Below are 14,448 nucleotides of genomic sequence, written 5' to 3' on the forward strand. Positions count from 1 at the left end.
CAAGCCACGACACGAAAAAGCCGGGCCTCGCGCCCGGCTTTTTTATGACCCGTTCTCTGGCTGCCGCTCACGCCGGGACGCAGGGTTTCAGCTCGGGAAACTTCTCGTCAAATCGCGTTGCCCAGCGGACCAGCCTGCTGCGGCCCTTTTCCCACTTTCCGGCAAAGCGCAGCGAGAGATAGCCAAGGCAGGCGCGCAGCGCCAGCTGGCCGGCGGTGATCTTCTTTGGCAGCTTTGGCGGATTGGCGTTGAGCAGATCGAGCGCGCTGGTGATCTTCGCCCACTGGCGGTCGAGCCACGGCTGGTAGACCATGTCTTCGGGGCGCGTGCGCCGCTCATAGACCATCGACAGCGCGCAGTCGCAGATGCCGTCGGCCAGTGCCTCCAGCACTTCTGCCTCGAGGCGCTTGTCGGGATTGCGCGGGAACAGCGCGTTCTTCGACATGCGGTTGAGATGCTGGTTAATGGCGCGGCTGTCGTGGACCGAGCGGCCGTCGTCGAGCACCAGCACCGGGATCTTGCCGAGCGGATTGGCGTCGATCAGGTAGGCCGGCTTGTCTTCGGTTTTTATCGGCACGAGATCGACTGCGATGCCGGCATAAAGCGCGGCCATGCGCACCTTGGAACTGTAAGGGGACGTGGAGGCGTAGAGCAGTCTGGGCATGATCGGGTTCCTGGTTGCCGAGTACAGAGCGCGTGGACGCGCAAAGAATGCTGTAGCACTTAGAATTTGCGCATGATCCATTTCCGCGACACTGTTGGCCGGGCATGCCGGCATGATCAACAGCCCACAGGCGGAAAAACCGGGCGCCACGGCAAACGACCGTTCCTCTGCGATCTTGAGGCAATGAGCGGTACGGCAGTTGCAGCCCAAGAGAATCTGAACAGGTCAGACAGACCCGAACCTAGCCACCGGTCTTGCACCGAGAATTCCTCTGCGGGCACAGAGAAATGCCCCACCGGACTTCGCCGTGCGGCGAAGTCCTGGGAGCTGCGAAAAGCTGTCTTCCCTCCGCCTCTATTCTTGCCCGAGCACTGACCCTGCGAGCGAGGCGCCTGTCCGGCACCCGCCCTTAACGGTCTTCTCCGCGAGCGAAGAAACGCGATTACTTCTTGGCCTTCGCCTTCGCGGGCGCTGCCTTCGCCTTCGGCTTGGCCGCCAGCGCTGCTTTCTTCACCGCTACCGAAGACTTCGCTGCAGCCGCTTTCTTTGCCGGCGCAGCCTTCTTGGCCGGTGCAGCCTTCTTTATCGTCGCAGTCTTGGCAGGTGCTGCTTTCTTCGTTGCCGGCTTCGCCGCGGCTTTCGCGGCCGGCTTCTTGGCCGGCGCTGCTTTGGCCTTGGCTGGTGCTGCTTTCTTCACTGCCGGTTTTGCCGCGGCCTTCGCGGCTGGCTTCTTGGCCGGCGCTGCTTTTGCCTTGGCCGCGGCGGCCTTCGGCTTGGCAGCAGGTGCTGCTTTCTTCACAGCGGCTGCGGCCTTTGCCGCCACCGCTTTTACTGGTGCTTTCTTTGCCGGTGCCTTCTTTGCCGGTGACTTGGATGCCGGCGCTTTGGATGACTGTTTAGCCATATCATGCCCCTTAGTTGTGCCGACGGCCGTTAATGACCCGGCGCGTAATGCATATCTGACTCGCGCTTGTCTAGCCAGCGAAGCATTAGCATGATTTTTTCAGTTTAAGTTTTGGTTACAGGCGACACACGCTCGTGCTGATTTCGCAAAATGCCGTTGCTGCTCATCGATCTTTGCCGACGGTTTGCTACAGACATTGTGCGCGCTTTGCCGGACCAATCTTGCTACGAAGCGCTGAAGGTTAGCAAGCGTTTTGCTCGTTGATCATCGACCGGCAACACCATGATGCGGCTGCTTCAACGATCTCATCGTCTTGTCAACCGGACGATCTACACAAGCTGCAAAAGCAAAACGCGGCCCGCTCTGCGCCAGGACCTTGCCTGCGTTCGAGAGGGGCAATTTTTTGCTAAGGTTGACAGATTACTCTATTCAGCAGAGTATTCTGCAGTATGCGGGAGAAGCGCATGTCATTCGCACAAGATCAAGCGGCGCTGTCCCAGACCAGTGAGACTGAACGCCGGACACCACAGCAGGCCCGATGATGGCTGCCGACGAAATCATCCACCAGAGCGTGCGGCTCAGGATCATGGCCACGCTGAATTCTCTGGAAAGGCGCAAAGCGCTGGAATTCGCCCGATTGAAGGCCATCGTCAATGCGACCGACGGCAATCTCGGCGCGCATATCGATACGCTTGCCAAAGCGGGATATGTCGATGTCGAAAAGCTGTTTGTCGGACGTCGGCCGCAAACGCGGGTCAAGGCGACGTCAATCGGACGGCGCGCCTTTCGCGGTCACGCCGCCTTCCTTCGCGCCATCCTCGATGAGGCGGAGCAGCCAGGTAAACGCGTTCAGCGCAGGACTCGGCAGCGGCCGTTGTAGACCATCCAGCGGTCGAAGCCCGAGACGCAGAATTCGACATTGTTGCCGATCGAGGCAAAGCCCTGCCCTTCCTCGATCAGATACCAGATGGTACGGGCGTGGCCGTCGGACAGGCTGACGGTGGCGCCGCAATAGCGGCGGCCGATCGGCCAGGTTTCGTTGGCCGGCAGATAGCGGTGCTGATGGATCCGCTGGAAATCGGTGATCTCGACATCGGGCAGATTCGGCACGTGGTGCACCTGGTAGGAGAAGCGGCTGGTGATCTTGTTCAGCACCCAAGCCTCACCGCAAACGCCGCTGTCTTCGTCGACATAGACGGCAAGGTCGGCAGCCTTTGCTGCTTGGGTGACAGCGAGGGACGTGCCGAGCGGCGTGCAAAGGGCGATCAGTGCGGCAAGGGCGGATTGGGCGAAGCGAGTCATGGCAGCCTCTTATGGTCGATTGCGCGCACTGTGCGGATTCGCTTGCGCGCGGTCAAGCGGTTGTAGAGACAATGGTTTCCTAGTTCGAAATCGCCTTCAGCCAGGACAGGCGCGCGAATACCTCTGCCGCCCTACGCCGCCAGCCATTCCAGCGTCCAGTGCGCTGGTTTTTCAACGACAAGCAATGTGTGCAAGGCCGGCAGCAGCGTGCGCAGCTCGCCCTCCAGCGTGAACGGCGGGTTGACCACCACCATGCCGCTGCCGTCGAGGCTGGCCTCGGCCGATGGCGGCCTGATCTCGAAGCCGATGTCGAGCAGCTTCGGGACGCCTGACTGCACCAGCGCCTTCCGGAAGGCGGCGACCGCCTTGCGGTCCTTGACCGGATACCACAAAGCATAGATGCCGCCGGGCCAGCGCTTATGGGCTTTCCGCAGCCCGTCGACGAGGCGATCGAACTCGCCCTCCTCCTCGAACGGCGGATCGACGAGTACGAGGCCGCGCTTTTCCTTCGGCGGCAGATGCGCGCCGAGCGCCAGCCAACCGTCGAGCTCGATCACCCGGGTCTGGAAATCGCCTTGGAATAGCGCCCTCAGTTTCGCGGCATCCTGGCGATGCAATTCGATCGCTGACAGCCGGTCCTGCTTGCGCATGAGATGACGCGCGATCAGCGGCGAGCCGGGATATTTTTTCACGCCGCCTTCGGGATTGAGCGAACTGACAGCTTCCAGATAAGGCGCCAGAAGTGCTGCCGCCGGCGCGTCAAGCGCGGCATCGACCAGTCGGCCGATGCCGCCTTGCCATTCGCCGGTCTTTTGCGCTTCAGTCGACGACAGGTCGTAGCGGCCGATGCCGGCATGGGTGTCGATGACGCGAAAGGCCTTGTCCTTCTGCTTCAGATATTCGACGAGCCGGCTCAGCACGACATGCTTGACAACATCGGCGAAGTTTCCGGCGTGATAGGCGTGGCGGTAATTCACGGTCTAGTTCGAGCCCCTGCCCCAGCGGGGCGGTGGCGGCTGCGAGTTCGGATTTTGCGGCCGGCGGCCGCCGAAACGCAACGCCAACAGCAGCCCGATCAGGCCGGCCGCTATCAGCGAGAAGCCGACCGGCCGCGCCCGGCGATCGATCTCGCCGACACCGGAACGCAGCACGAGGTCCACCACCCGCATCTCGATGCCTTCGGCGTCGCCCGGGCCGAGGGTGAAGAGGTACGGGCCGGGGCTGACCTTCGCGATCAGGCCGGCTTCGTCGCGAAAGATCTTGTCCGGCAGTTGCGGGCTGACCTGGCGCGGATTTTCCGAATGGTTGAATTGCAGCGTCGAGGCGAGCACCGTCCTGCCGCCGGTGGCTGCGGTCAGCGTCAGCACGGTGCGCTGTTGCGAGACGATGCGTTCGGTTCTCGCGGTGAGGTCGACCAGCACCCGCACCGGCGCGTCGCGAGCGGCCAGCGGCACCGTCGCCGGCATGAACCGGCCCTGTTCGTAAACCCGCCAGGTCCCGATCTCATGGCCGGAGAAATTGGTCATCGCCCAGGGATAGACGACGCCGATGCCGATGCCGGCGAGCAGGATCAGAAGAAACAGAAAGCGCATGCGCTCGACTACCTTGCCCAGATATTAGCATTAGCGCCGCGGGCGCGTTCCATCTCGTACCAGAGCCATGTCGAGGCCGAGATCAAATGTCGTATCGAATTCGGCGGTGCCAAGATAGACAATAGCGTCGGACCCAAAGGTGGGAACCGGATTTGGGAGAATCCGAATGATCTGAGCGCCCGATGAGGAGGATCAGCCCTTCCCCTTCTGGAGGCTCGTTTCCAATGCGCGCATTCCCGTCTCGTCGAACAAATGCAGATGTTGCGGCGGGAAAGCCACCGTCACCGTCGGGCCAGCCGTCAGCGCCGCCCTGTCCAGCGTGAAGACGTTGAATGGCAGGCCATGCAGGCCGAGATGCAGGATGATGCCGAAGCCGGTCGGCTCGATCAGGTCGACCGTCGCCCTCAGGCTGCTCTCCGAGCCCGGCGACATCTCGACATGCTCCGGCCGGATGCCGAGCGTCACCGCCGCGCCTTGCTCGAGTTGATAGGCTGACGAAAGCGCAATCAGCGTTCCATCGGGCAATCGTGCGCCGGCCGTGCCTGCGCCGACCTCATAGCGCGCCGACAGAAAATTCATGGCCGGCGATCCGATGAAGCCGGCCACGAACAGGTTGGCAGGGCGGTCGTAAAGCTGCAGCGGGCTGCCGACCTGCTGCACCACGCCCTCATGCATAGCGACGATCCGGTCGGCCAGTGTCATCGCCTCGATCTGGTCGTGGGTGACATAGATCGAGGTCGCGCCGAGATCGCGGTGCAGCTTCTTGATCTCTGCCCGCATCTGCTCACGCAAGCGCGCATCGAGATTTGACAGCGGCTCGTCGAACAAGAATGCCTTGGGCTGTCGCACGATCGCGCGGCCCATCGCCACGCGCTGGCGCTGACCGCCCGACAGTGCCTTCGGCCGCCGCGCAAGCAGCGGCTGCAGCTCAAGCTTCCTGGCTGCATTGCTGACGGCGGCCGTGATCTTCTCGCGGGCAGCCTTCCGGATGCGCAGGCCATAGCTCATGTTCTCGGCGACATTCATGTGCGGATAGAGCGCGTAGGACTGGAACACCATGGCGATGTCGCGGTCCTTGGGCGCCCGCTCATTGACGCGCATGCCGTCGATCCGGATCTCACCTTCGGTCACCTCCTCGAGCCCGGCGATCATGCGCAGCAGCGTGCTCTTGCCGCAGCCCGACGGCCCCACCAGCACCACGAACTCGCCGTTCTCTATCGACAGGTCGACGCCATGCAGCACGGAGACGATGCCGAAATTCTTGCGGACGTTGCGGATGTCGATCGATGCCATGGAACCTCACTCAGCCCTTGACCGCGCCGGCCGTCAGGCCTTGGACCAGATAGCGCTGGATGAACAGGAAGAAGAGGCAGGCCGGGATCAGCGCCAGCACGCCGGCCGCCATCATCTGCCCGAAATCGACCGAAAACTTCGACACGAAGGTGAGCAGACCGACCGGAAACGTGGCGGCGCTGTTGCCCGAAATCAGCATCAGCGCGAACAGCAGTTCGCTCCATGCGGCGGTGAATACAAAGCCCAGCGTCGCCGCAATGCCGGGCAGCGTCAGCGGCAGGACGATCTGGCGAAACGCCATGAACTGCGTGGCGCCATCGATCTTGGCCGCCTCCTCCAACTCCTTGGGAATGCCGTCGAAAAACGACTGCATCAGGAACGTCGCAAAGGGGATGTTGAAGGCGGTGTAGACGACCACCAGCCCGGTCAGGCTGTTGGTCAGCCCGAGCGGCGAGAGCATCTTGAAGATCGGCGCGACCAGCATCACCAATGGAAACATCTGGGTGAGCAGCATCAGCGCGACCAGCCAGTATTTGCCGCGGAAGGTGAAACGCGACAACGCATAGCCGGAGAGGGACGCGAGCAGCGTCACGATCACGGCCGTTGCGCCGGCAACGATCATGCTGTTCCTGAAGAAGACCGGAAATGCGCTGTGGGCGAGCACGAAACGGAAATGTTCAAAGCTCATCCGCGACGGCCACATCCGCACGCCCTCCGAATAGAGCAGGTCGTTCGGCGTCACCGATACTTTCAACAGCCAGAACAGCGGGAACAGCGCAAAGACCACGTAGCAGAGGATCGCCAGGCGGTGCAGCGCGGTGCCGAAGGTCGAATACCTGTTCATCTGGTCATCCCCCGACCCATCACGACCGATCCATCAGGACTTGCCGCAGCATGACGATCAGCATCGAATAGGCGAGCAGCAGGACGAGCAGCACCAGCGCGATGGCCGAGGCGTAGCCGAAATCAAGGGCTCTGAAGGCCTGCGTGAAGATGTAGCTCGCGACGATCTGCGTGCGGTCGGCCGGCCCGCCGCTGGTCATGACGATGATCAGGTCGGCGAAGTTCGAGATCCAGACAGTGCGCAACAGCACGGTGATCGCAATGGTCGGCGCCAGGAATGGCAACGTGATCGACGTGAACCGCCTGATCGCGCCGGCGCCGTCGATCGCCGCCGCCTCGTAGAGGTCGCGTGGGATAGCCTGAAGCGCGGCCAGCAGCGTGATGGCGAAGAAGGGAATGCCCCACCAGACGTTGGCGATGATCGGTCCCCACATGGCGAGCTGCGGATTGGAAAGGATGTTGGCCGGCTCGCTCATCAGGCCGAGCGCATAAAGCCAATGCGGCAGCGGTCCGATGACGGGATTGAACAGCCACGCCCAATTGAGCCCGGTGAGGAAGGTCGGCACCGCCCAGGGCAGGAACACCAGCGCCTGCGCTATGGCGCGGCCGGCAAACGGCCGGTCGAGCAACAGCGCCAGGACCAGGCCGAACACGAACTGCAGGAGGACGGACGCGCCGGTCCACCACAGCGTGTTGCGCAGCGCCCGATAGAAATTATCGTCGTCATAAAGGGTGCGAAAATGATCGAGCCCGACATACCCGCCAGAGAAGGGATTGAGCAAGTGCACGTCACGGAAGGCGTAGGACAGGCCTAGCACCAGCGGCGCCAGCATGATGGTGACGATCAGAATCAGCGCCGGGGCGGTGTAAAGATATGGCTCGGCGTGGCGCGTGATCCGGTCGACCAGCGACCGGCGGCGCGATTCCGGGAACCCGGCGGTGGCGTCAAAAACCATCAGCTAACGCTTTCGTTCCAATTGGCCATCCTTCCAATCAACCATGGACGAGACCTATCGGAGCCACCCGGCGATGGGCGGCTCCGATGCTCTAGGTCCGCCGTTTATTTCTTGGCCAGGTACTTCTGCTGCGCCTTGGTCAGATAGTCGGCCCACTGGTTGGCCATTTCCTCGGGCGTGATGTCGCCGAGCAATGCCTGTTGACTGGTCTTGATGACCATCGAGTCCTTGAAGAAGGCGAACTCCTCGAGATAGGTCGGCATGACCGTCGGCACCGCATCCTTGTCCTCGAGTTCGGCGAACCAGCCCTTGAACTGCTCGCTTGCGTAGAAGGGATCCTTTTCGGCCGACTTGTGGACCGGCAGCGCACCGGTGCGCTTGTTCCACTCGACATTGCCCTCGGGCCCTTCGAGCGTTTCGATCAGCTTCCAGGAGAGGTCCTTGTTCTGGCTGGCCGCCATCATCGACCAACCGGCATAGCCGATGGTCGGAAACGTCTTGCCGGACGGCCCCTTCGGCATGGTCGTGACGCCGTAGTCTTCCGGCTTCATCCGCTCGGCTATCGCGATCAGCGCGTCTGGATCCTGATCAAGCATTGCGCAGGTGCCGGTGTAGAATCCGGCGACGATTTCGTTAAAACCCCAGTTGACGCTGTCCTTCGGTGCCAATCCCTTCTTGTACAGGTCGACGACCCAGGTCAGTCCCTTGACCCAGCCTTCGCTGTTCATCGTCGAGGTGCCGTCTTCGTTGAAGAACTTGTTGGACCCGGCCATGGTTGCGCCGAACATGATCCAGCCGTTGAGGCCGCCCGGCCCGCCGCGCAGGCAGTAGCCATATTTGCCTGGAAGCTTGGATACTTTTTCCGACGCCGCCACGAACTCGTCCATCGTCTTGGGCGGCTCGGTGACACCAGCCTCCTGGAACAGCTTCTTGTTGTAGAACATCGCCCGGAGATAGAAGCCGTAGGGCAGCATGTAGGCGGTGTTGTTCACGTCGCGGCCGAGTTCGAGCGCGCGATCGGTGAGGCCCGAGGTGTGCTCCCATTTGGCAAGATAGGGTTCGAGGCTCTCGAGAAGACCGTTGTTGGCATAGAGCGACAGCCAGGTGTCCGGCATCTCCATGACGTCGGGGATTTCGCCGGCGGACACCATGGTCGCGAATTTCTGGAACGCCTCGCCCCAGGGCAACGAGATGACCTCGACCTTCGTGCCCGGGTTGGCAGCCTCGAATTTGGAGACGATCGATTTCAGGGTTTCGGTGCGCTCGGGGCTGGTGATCACCTCCACGAGCTTCAGCGTCGTGTCGGCGAGTGCAGCACCCGACATCAGTACGGTGGCGAATGCGGTGATAAGAAGCTTCTTCATTTTCCGTTCCCTTCTTGTCTGGTTGCTTCAGGTCTTTTCTTCGGACGCGGCTGTGATAGCCGCTTCCAGGTCACTCCACAGCGCCTCGGTTCCCTCGAGGCCGACATGGAGACGCACGGACCGCGGATGGACGCCGAACGCCATCGCGGAATTGGGTTGGGCCTTCTGCTGCAGCACGACCTCGCCGGGCACGATGAGGCTTTCGTGGCCGCCCCAGGACACGCCTAGCTTGAACAGCTTGAGGCGGTCGGCAAACGTCCGGATGTCGATGCCGTCGCGGAAGACAAATGAGAACAGGCCCGACGTGCCGGTGAGCCCCGCAGGAAGCAGGTTGGCCAACCCCGGATGGCAGACCTTCTCGACGATCGGATGATCCTGCAGGCGCCGTGCGATTTCGAGGCCGGAGGCCTGATGCGCGCGCATCCGGATCGGCAGTGTGCGCAAGCCACGAATCAAGAGCCAGGCGTCGAATGGCGACAGCTTGCCGCCGAGATATGGATAGGCTTCGCCGCGGATGCGGCCAATCAAGCCCTTCGAGCCCGCGACCACGCCGGCGACGACATCGCTGTGGCCACCCAGATACTTGGACGCGGAGTGGACCACCACATCGACGCCGAGCGACAGCGGCCGCTGGAAGACCGGGCTGGCCCAGCTGTTGTCGATGATGGTCGGGATGCCGCGGGACTTTGCCAGCGCAGCGAGCGCACCGATGTCATGGGTTTCCATGACCCAGCTGGTCGGGCTTTCCATATAGAACAGCTTGGCGCCAGGCAGGGCGCTCGCGACAGCGGCTTCGTCGCGCCCGTCGACATAGGTCACCTCGATGCGCATGCGCGCGAGCAGCGTCCCGAACAGCCGGAACGCGTCCGGGTAGATATGCCTGACCGCGACGATGCGGTCGCCCGGCTCGACGAAGCTCAGCACTGCCGACGAGATGGCGGACATGCCGCTTGCAAAACCGATCGCGTCCTCGGCGCCCTCCAGCTTTGCCAGCATTTCCTCGAACATGCGCACGGTCGGGTTCAGCCCGCGCGTGTAGGTCGGCCGCACCTTTTCGCCGCGGTACGTCTCGAGCATCTCGTCATAGTTCGGGAAGGTGAAGAGCGAAGTCTGCACGATCGGCGGCACGACGGCATCGAAGGCGTTGCCCTCGTCATGCGCGGCGATCAGCGATGCCTGGTCGAAAAAATCGGGACCGTTCATTTCGACATTTCCTCGATATCCTCTTCCACGATCTCGAGGATCTTCAGCGTTTTTCCGCGCGCCAGCTCCGCGTCCCTGGCGACGATGGCATCGAACAGCTCGCGGTGATACGGGAACGATCGCCGCGCGAAATCCTGCCGGTCGAAAGGATGGTCCCAGAAGCGCTCGAACGCTTCGCGCATCTGCCCCAGGAGCTGCCGGAAAAGCGGGTTGTGCGTGGCGTCGTAGACGGCCAGGTGAAAGGCCAGGTCTTCCGGACCCGACGTGCCGGTGGCGAGATGGACGCGCTCCATCTCGATGAGTTTTTCCTCGATCGTCCGCAGATCGTCGACTGTCCGCCGCCGCGCCGCGACCATGCTTGCCTCGGCCTCGATGCCGCGGCGTACCTCGAGGGTGTGCAAGAGACCATCGCGCAGCTCTGCCGTATCGAGCGACAGCGGCAAATGGATCGTGCCGGCGGATATCGGCTTGAGCAGATAGGTGCCGCTGCCTTTGCGGGTCTCGGTGACGCCGAGCGCTTCGAAACGCCCCATCGCCTCGCGTATCGTCGAGCGCCCGACGGAAAGCGCGGCCATCAATTCGCGTTCGGTCGGAAGCTGGTCACCGCTCTTCAACGCAGCGCGCTCGACATAGTCGGCCAGCGCTTCCATAACCTGCTTGCCGCGATCCAATGGCGGGAGCGTGGCGATTGCGACACGCGTGGCAGGTGCCCCGGGCAGTTCGCCGCGCGCTCGCATGGGAACCTACATCCAAAATTGGTCTGATATCTTAGCAGTTTTGCGCGCGGCCGACCTTTCGTCAAGTGCCCTGGGCAGTGTCTCAGTTTGCATTTCGGCTCACGACCCGCTGTGGAACCCTAGACCTTGCCGCAAAGGCTTCTCATGCGACGTTGCAAAAATCAGGTGCAAAAACGTCGTGTAAACGGGGATTTTGCGACAGTCGCTTTGAGCCCAAAGCTACCGTTCAGCCTCATCCTGGAGAGAGGCCATCGAGGAGGAAACCGAGGCCTTTCCGGAAGGTGCCACTCCAATCGGTCTCCATCAGCAGACGAGAGCGTTCGATTGTCGGGTAGCGTTCGCTGAGACGTGTAAGGCGTTGCTGCGCGGCGGCCCTGTCGTCGTCCGAGAGGTCGAAGCTCGCCCGGGTGATGGTGGCGCCCATCACATAGTTCCAGAGCGACCATATCGCGACGTTCACATCTGCGTCCGCAACCCCGGCTCTGGACAAGGTGTTGCTCAGCAGTTCTAGGCGACTGAGTATGTTCGGGCCGAGTGCCCGGCGCGGCAACAGCGATGCCGACCAAGGATGGCGCAGCATGCTGGCGCGCCAGTCTTCGAGCATATGAACGACTTCTCCGCGCCAGTCTCGAGACTCAACCATTTGCGGCGGTCCGCGATATTCGAGCACCGAGTCGAGCGCCAGATCAAAGACATCCTCTTTGTTGTCGACGTGCCAATACAGGCTCATCACGCCCGAACCGAGGCGATCGGCCAGCCGACGCATCGTCAATCCGTCGACTCCCTGGGCGTCCAGCAGTTCTACCGCGGTCGCCACGATGCGTTCCCGAGAGAGCGGCGGTTCACTGCGCGGCTCCTGCACGGGCTGGAGCCGCTCATTTATCCCTCGTTTGCTCCGGGCGCCGCTGCGTTTGGCAGCCATCCGTCTCCCCTCGCTGTTCAGAACGTCGATTTTGACCGGCAACGCGACGAATGTCGATCTTGAACGATTGACTCGTACGGCGTACCATACGACGACTCGTACGTCGCACGAGTGATCGTATGGGCGATACGGTTAAAGTTCAATCATGCCGGCCGCGAGGATACGTTGCTCGCAGAGCCAAGAGAAAATCATGTCACGCACAATCAAGCATCTGCTTATCGGAGGGCTAATTATGATGATCATCGGAGTTCCCGCTGCGACGACAGCGAATGAGAAGGATCTCAAGCTGACCATCGTCAATCCACAAACCCTCTACGACCCGTCGCCGAATGGCTACAGCACGGCGGTGATCACGCCCCGCGATGGCCGGTTGGCCTACATCTCCGGACAGGGCGGCCAAGACAGCACGGGAGCCTTGTCGCCCGACTTCGCTGTCCAGGTCGAGCAGGCCTACGCAAATTTGCGTACCGCCCTCGATGCGCTCGGTGCCAGGCCGGATCAGGTCGCCAAGCTCACGGTCTTCGTGGTCGATCACGATATGTCCAAGCTTGAGGTGTTGACCAAGAACGTCAAGAAAATGTTCGGTGAGGCGCTGCCGGCGCAGACCCTGATTCCCGTTCCCAAGCTTGCAATTGACCCCATGCTCTTCGAGGTGGAGGCCATCGTCATTCTGGAGTAGTGATGCCGGTCGCCCTTCGCACATATTCTGAGCTTCGCGATAGTTTCACCCTGTCCATCCGGTCAATGGTTTGCCTGTCGCAAATTTCCCTCGCAAAAATGGGTGTTTCGCGGACGATTTTTGCGACAGCCGCAAGGGGCGCTCGCCACCCGAATGCGACGGTCATTTAGTGTGGGATCGAGGAGCCGAATGTGATGGCATTGGATGGCGTACGTGCCTTGGTATTCGACGTATTCGGCACTGTCGTCGATTGGCGCAGCGGCGTGGCGCGCGAAGCTGAACCGTTCCTGAAGCGGCATGGAGCAGGATCCGCCATTCTTACCGCTTTCGCGGATGCGTGGCGCAGCCGTTACTCCCCAGCGATGGAGGAGGTGCGCAGCGGCCGGCGGCCTTTTACACGGCTCGACGTGCTGCATCGGGAGAATCTGGAAGCTGTTTTGCCAGAATTCGGGATCGACCCGGCTTCGGTGCCAGCGTCCGAACTGGACGAACTGAACCTGGCATGGCACCGATTAGAGCCATGGCCGGACGCGGTGGCCGGCCTCACACGGCTGAAGGCCCGCTATATCATCGCGCCGCTCTCGAACGGTAACATCGTCCTCATGCTCAACATGGCGAAGCGTAGTCGCATCCCCTGGGATGCGATCCTCGGCGCCGAAGTCGTGCAGGCGTACAAGCCGATGCCGCAAGCCTATCTTCGCACCGCTGACGTCCTGGCAATGAAGCCAGCTGAGATCTGTCTTGTGGCCGCCCACAATGGCGACCTTGCAGCGGCTCGGGCATGCGGATTGCGAACAGCCTTTGTCCCGCGTCCGACCGAGCACGGGTTAGCGCAGACCACAGACTTGCACCCTGATCAGGCCTGGGACCTGGTGGCCAGCGACTTCATTGACTTGGCTGAACGGCTTCAGTTGTAGCGCGTCTCAACGATCAGCAAACCATCCCCTTCAGTGTTCTTCCAGGTTTCGGTCCGATGCTTTCTTCGGCGTCGTGAGCCAATTGCTCCGCGATCTATCCCGGGTTGCGGATAGCCAAGATGGCAGGCTTTATTACGCCTTGCGTTCCCAGCGCCGGTCCCGCCCTTCACCGAGCGACTGCCAGAATCCCGAGCACCGACGCGACGGTGGCGAGCACGATTCGAACGTTGTGGACCATGAGCCAGGTGTCTAGCCGGGCGGGCACCTGATCCAGGGGAATCGACTTGGTGGCGAATTGCGCGTTGGTCGGAAGGAACCAGGCCATAGTGAGAACCAGAACGGCAGCGACACAGGCGATCGCCCCGATCCACAGTGCACGTAGTCCTCCCTCGCTCCAACTGAGCCAGAGCGAACCGATCAGGCCGATGAGGGTCGGAACGACGACAAGGGGGATCGTCCTTATGATGAACCGGTCGTTCTGGCTAAACCAATCGAGGAATTCGGCAGCCGGAAGGCTCTTCCAGTAGCCGCCCAACGTTACTCCGATCGTCAGCATGACGCCGGCGAACATCGCCGAACCAGAGATAGCGAGAATGTTGAATAGGAGTCGCAACGGAATCTCTCCTGCCTTTCTTTTCTTTCGATTTTGATGACTTCGAATTCTTGCTGACGCCACGCCTACGCGAGGCAGACGCCCGCCACGCCGACTTTTTGAAACAGGTGCGGGGAAGCGACCGCCGAAGCCGGATAGACTGAGAGTTTCGCCCTGAACTCCGGATGCATGAACGCAGTCCGGAAGTCTGCTGTCGATCCCCAGACGGCATAGTTCAGATAAGTAGGACTTTCGCCGACCGCGCGGTGAAGCTGGGTCGAGATGAAACCCGGCTGCTGTTTCATGAACAGCGCATCGTCGTGCCAGGGTCGGAGAAAGGTCTGTTCGTCGCCTTGTCGAGCGTGAATACGTTCACGAGCACGACGGAAGCAGCATCGATTGCGATCTGACGTTCGATCGGGAATGCAGGGTCCAGTGGGCGCATAAGAGACATGATAGGTTCCTTTCCAATTTGGTTAT

At 61.6% G+C, this 14,448-nt stretch carries 16 protein-coding genes and 1 pseudogene; 4 read left to right on the forward strand and 13 right to left on the reverse strand.

Features of this window, described 5'->3' with window-relative positions:
• Positions 1-67: 67 nt before the first annotated feature.
• The gene (locus AC0L3N_RS04320) at positions 68-664 is read right to left on the reverse strand and encodes a glutathione S-transferase family protein (RefSeq protein WP_473545889.1); all 597 of its coding nucleotides are present in this window, start codon (positions 662-664) and stop codon (positions 68-70) included.
• Positions 665-1,113: 449 nt separating this feature from the next.
• On the opposite strand from AC0L3N_RS04320, the gene AC0L3N_RS04325 reads away from it, so the two are divergent.
• Positions 1,114-1,662 carry a hypothetical protein gene (locus tag AC0L3N_RS04325; protein ID WP_473545891.1) on the forward strand — a complete coding sequence of 183 codons (549 nt, stop codon included), beginning with the start codon at positions 1,114-1,116 and terminating at the stop codon, positions 1,660-1,662.
• A 447-nt stretch (positions 1,663-2,109) separates the two neighbouring features.
• Entirely contained in the window at positions 2,110-2,448 is a 339-nt protein-coding gene (locus tag AC0L3N_RS04330) for a transcriptional regulator (RefSeq protein WP_192362290.1), read from the forward strand.
• On the opposite strand, the gene AC0L3N_RS04335 is transcribed toward AC0L3N_RS04330, so the two are convergent.
• The 10 genes from AC0L3N_RS04335 to AC0L3N_RS04380 form a co-directional block, all read right to left on the reverse strand.
• Complete coding sequence (locus AC0L3N_RS04335; protein WP_473545893.1) at positions 2,418-2,870, reverse strand: hypothetical protein; 453 nt, start codon at positions 2,868-2,870, stop codon at positions 2,418-2,420. The genes AC0L3N_RS04330 and AC0L3N_RS04335 overlap by 31 nt on opposite strands.
• 131 nt (positions 2,871-3,001) lie before the next feature.
• Complete coding sequence (locus AC0L3N_RS04340; RefSeq protein ID WP_473545895.1) at positions 3,002-3,847, reverse strand: 23S rRNA (adenine(2030)-N(6))-methyltransferase RlmJ; 846 nt, start codon at positions 3,845-3,847, stop codon at positions 3,002-3,004.
• Between the two features lie 3 nt (positions 3,848-3,850).
• Positions 3,851-4,462: a hypothetical protein gene (locus AC0L3N_RS04345; RefSeq protein ID WP_123149746.1), complete on the reverse strand. Its 612-nt coding sequence runs from the start codon at positions 4,460-4,462 to the stop codon at positions 3,851-3,853.
• A gap of 192 nt (positions 4,463-4,654) precedes the next feature.
• Positions 4,655-5,755: an ABC transporter ATP-binding protein gene (locus AC0L3N_RS04350; protein ID WP_473545898.1), complete on the reverse strand. Its 1,101-nt coding sequence runs from the start codon at positions 5,753-5,755 to the stop codon at positions 4,655-4,657.
• Positions 5,756-5,765: 10 nt separating this feature from the next.
• Positions 5,766-6,599 (reverse strand): carbohydrate ABC transporter permease, encoded by an 834-nt coding sequence (locus AC0L3N_RS04355; protein ID WP_292518219.1) that lies wholly within the window; start codon positions 6,597-6,599, stop codon positions 5,766-5,768.
• Positions 6,600-6,618: 19 nt separating this feature from the next.
• Positions 6,619-7,554 (reverse strand): carbohydrate ABC transporter permease, encoded by a 936-nt coding sequence (locus tag AC0L3N_RS04360; RefSeq protein WP_123149749.1) that lies wholly within the window; start codon positions 7,552-7,554, stop codon positions 6,619-6,621.
• 104 nt (positions 7,555-7,658) lie between these two features.
• Positions 7,659-8,918 carry an ABC transporter substrate-binding protein gene (locus tag AC0L3N_RS04365; RefSeq protein WP_473545900.1) on the reverse strand — a complete coding sequence of 420 codons (1,260 nt, stop codon included), beginning with the start codon at positions 8,916-8,918 and terminating at the stop codon, positions 7,659-7,661.
• Positions 8,919-8,945: 27 nt separating this feature from the next.
• On the reverse strand, positions 8,946-10,121 hold the full coding sequence (locus AC0L3N_RS04370; protein ID WP_473545902.1) for a PLP-dependent transferase: 1,176 nt from the start codon (positions 10,119-10,121) through the stop codon (positions 8,946-8,948).
• Entirely contained in the window at positions 10,118-10,858 is a 741-nt protein-coding gene (locus AC0L3N_RS04375; protein ID WP_473545904.1) for a FadR/GntR family transcriptional regulator, read from the reverse strand. The genes AC0L3N_RS04370 and AC0L3N_RS04375 overlap by 4 nt, the downstream gene beginning before the upstream one ends.
• A 232-nt stretch (positions 10,859-11,090) precedes the next feature.
• On the reverse strand, positions 11,091-11,780 hold the full coding sequence (locus AC0L3N_RS04380) for a TetR/AcrR family transcriptional regulator (RefSeq protein ID WP_473545906.1): 690 nt from the start codon (positions 11,778-11,780) through the stop codon (positions 11,091-11,093).
• A gap of 190 nt (positions 11,781-11,970) precedes the next feature.
• Here AC0L3N_RS04380 and AC0L3N_RS04385 point away from each other — a divergent pair, with 190 nt between their 5' ends.
• Positions 11,971-12,459: a RidA family protein gene (locus AC0L3N_RS04385; RefSeq protein WP_473545908.1), complete on the forward strand. Its 489-nt coding sequence runs from the start codon at positions 11,971-11,973 to the stop codon at positions 12,457-12,459.
• 194 nt (positions 12,460-12,653) lie between these two features.
• On the forward strand, positions 12,654-13,376 hold the full coding sequence (locus AC0L3N_RS04390) for a haloacid dehalogenase type II (RefSeq protein ID WP_473545910.1): 723 nt from the start codon (positions 12,654-12,656) through the stop codon (positions 13,374-13,376).
• 166 nt (positions 13,377-13,542) lie between these two features.
• On the opposite strand, the gene AC0L3N_RS04395 is transcribed toward AC0L3N_RS04390, so the two are convergent.
• Both AC0L3N_RS04395 and AC0L3N_RS04400 read right to left on the reverse strand, forming a co-directional pair.
• Positions 13,543-13,989: an anthrone oxygenase family protein gene (locus AC0L3N_RS04395; protein ID WP_473545912.1), complete on the reverse strand. Its 447-nt coding sequence runs from the start codon at positions 13,987-13,989 to the stop codon at positions 13,543-13,545.
• Positions 13,990-14,054: 65 nt separating this feature from the next.
• Positions 14,055-14,422: pseudogene (locus tag AC0L3N_RS04400) on the reverse strand (antibiotic biosynthesis monooxygenase family protein).
• Positions 14,423-14,448 lie beyond the last annotated feature (26 nt).

The organism is Mesorhizobium sp. WSM4807, from assembly GCF_055811615.1.

Coding starts and splice junctions, on each gene's coding strand:
- AC0L3N_RS04345 (WP_123149746.1), bottom strand. CDS start 4,462: ATGCGCTTTCTGTTTCTTCTGATCCTGCTCGCCGGCATCGGCATCGGC.
- AC0L3N_RS04380 (WP_473545906.1), bottom strand. CDS start 11,780: ATGGCTGCCAAACGCAGCGGCGCCCGGAGCAAACGAGGGATAAATGAG.
- AC0L3N_RS04365 (WP_473545900.1), bottom strand. CDS start 8,918: ATGAAGAAGCTTCTTATCACCGCATTCGCCACCGTACTGATGTCGGGT.
- AC0L3N_RS04330 (WP_192362290.1), top strand. CDS start 2,110: ATGGCTGCCGACGAAATCATCCACCAGAGCGTGCGGCTCAGGATCATG.
- AC0L3N_RS04350 (WP_473545898.1), bottom strand. CDS start 5,755: ATGGCATCGATCGACATCCGCAACGTCCGCAAGAATTTCGGCATCGTC.
- AC0L3N_RS04375 (WP_473545904.1), bottom strand. CDS start 10,858: ATGCGAGCGCGCGGCGAACTGCCCGGGGCACCTGCCACGCGTGTCGCA.
- AC0L3N_RS04385 (WP_473545908.1), top strand. CDS start 11,971: ATGTCACGCACAATCAAGCATCTGCTTATCGGAGGGCTAATTATGATG.
- AC0L3N_RS04335 (WP_473545893.1), bottom strand. CDS start 2,870: ATGACTCGCTTCGCCCAATCCGCCCTTGCCGCACTGATCGCCCTTTGC.
- AC0L3N_RS04355 (WP_292518219.1), bottom strand. CDS start 6,599: ATGAACAGGTATTCGACCTTCGGCACCGCGCTGCACCGCCTGGCGATC.
- AC0L3N_RS04360 (WP_123149749.1), bottom strand. CDS start 7,554: ATGGTTTTTGACGCCACCGCCGGGTTCCCGGAATCGCGCCGCCGGTCG.
- AC0L3N_RS04370 (WP_473545902.1), bottom strand. CDS start 10,121: ATGAACGGTCCCGATTTTTTCGACCAGGCATCGCTGATCGCCGCGCAT.
- AC0L3N_RS04390 (WP_473545910.1), top strand. CDS start 12,654: ATGGCATTGGATGGCGTACGTGCCTTGGTATTCGACGTATTCGGCACT.
- AC0L3N_RS04320 (WP_473545889.1), bottom strand. CDS start 664: ATGCCCAGACTGCTCTACGCCTCCACGTCCCCTTACAGTTCCAAGGTG.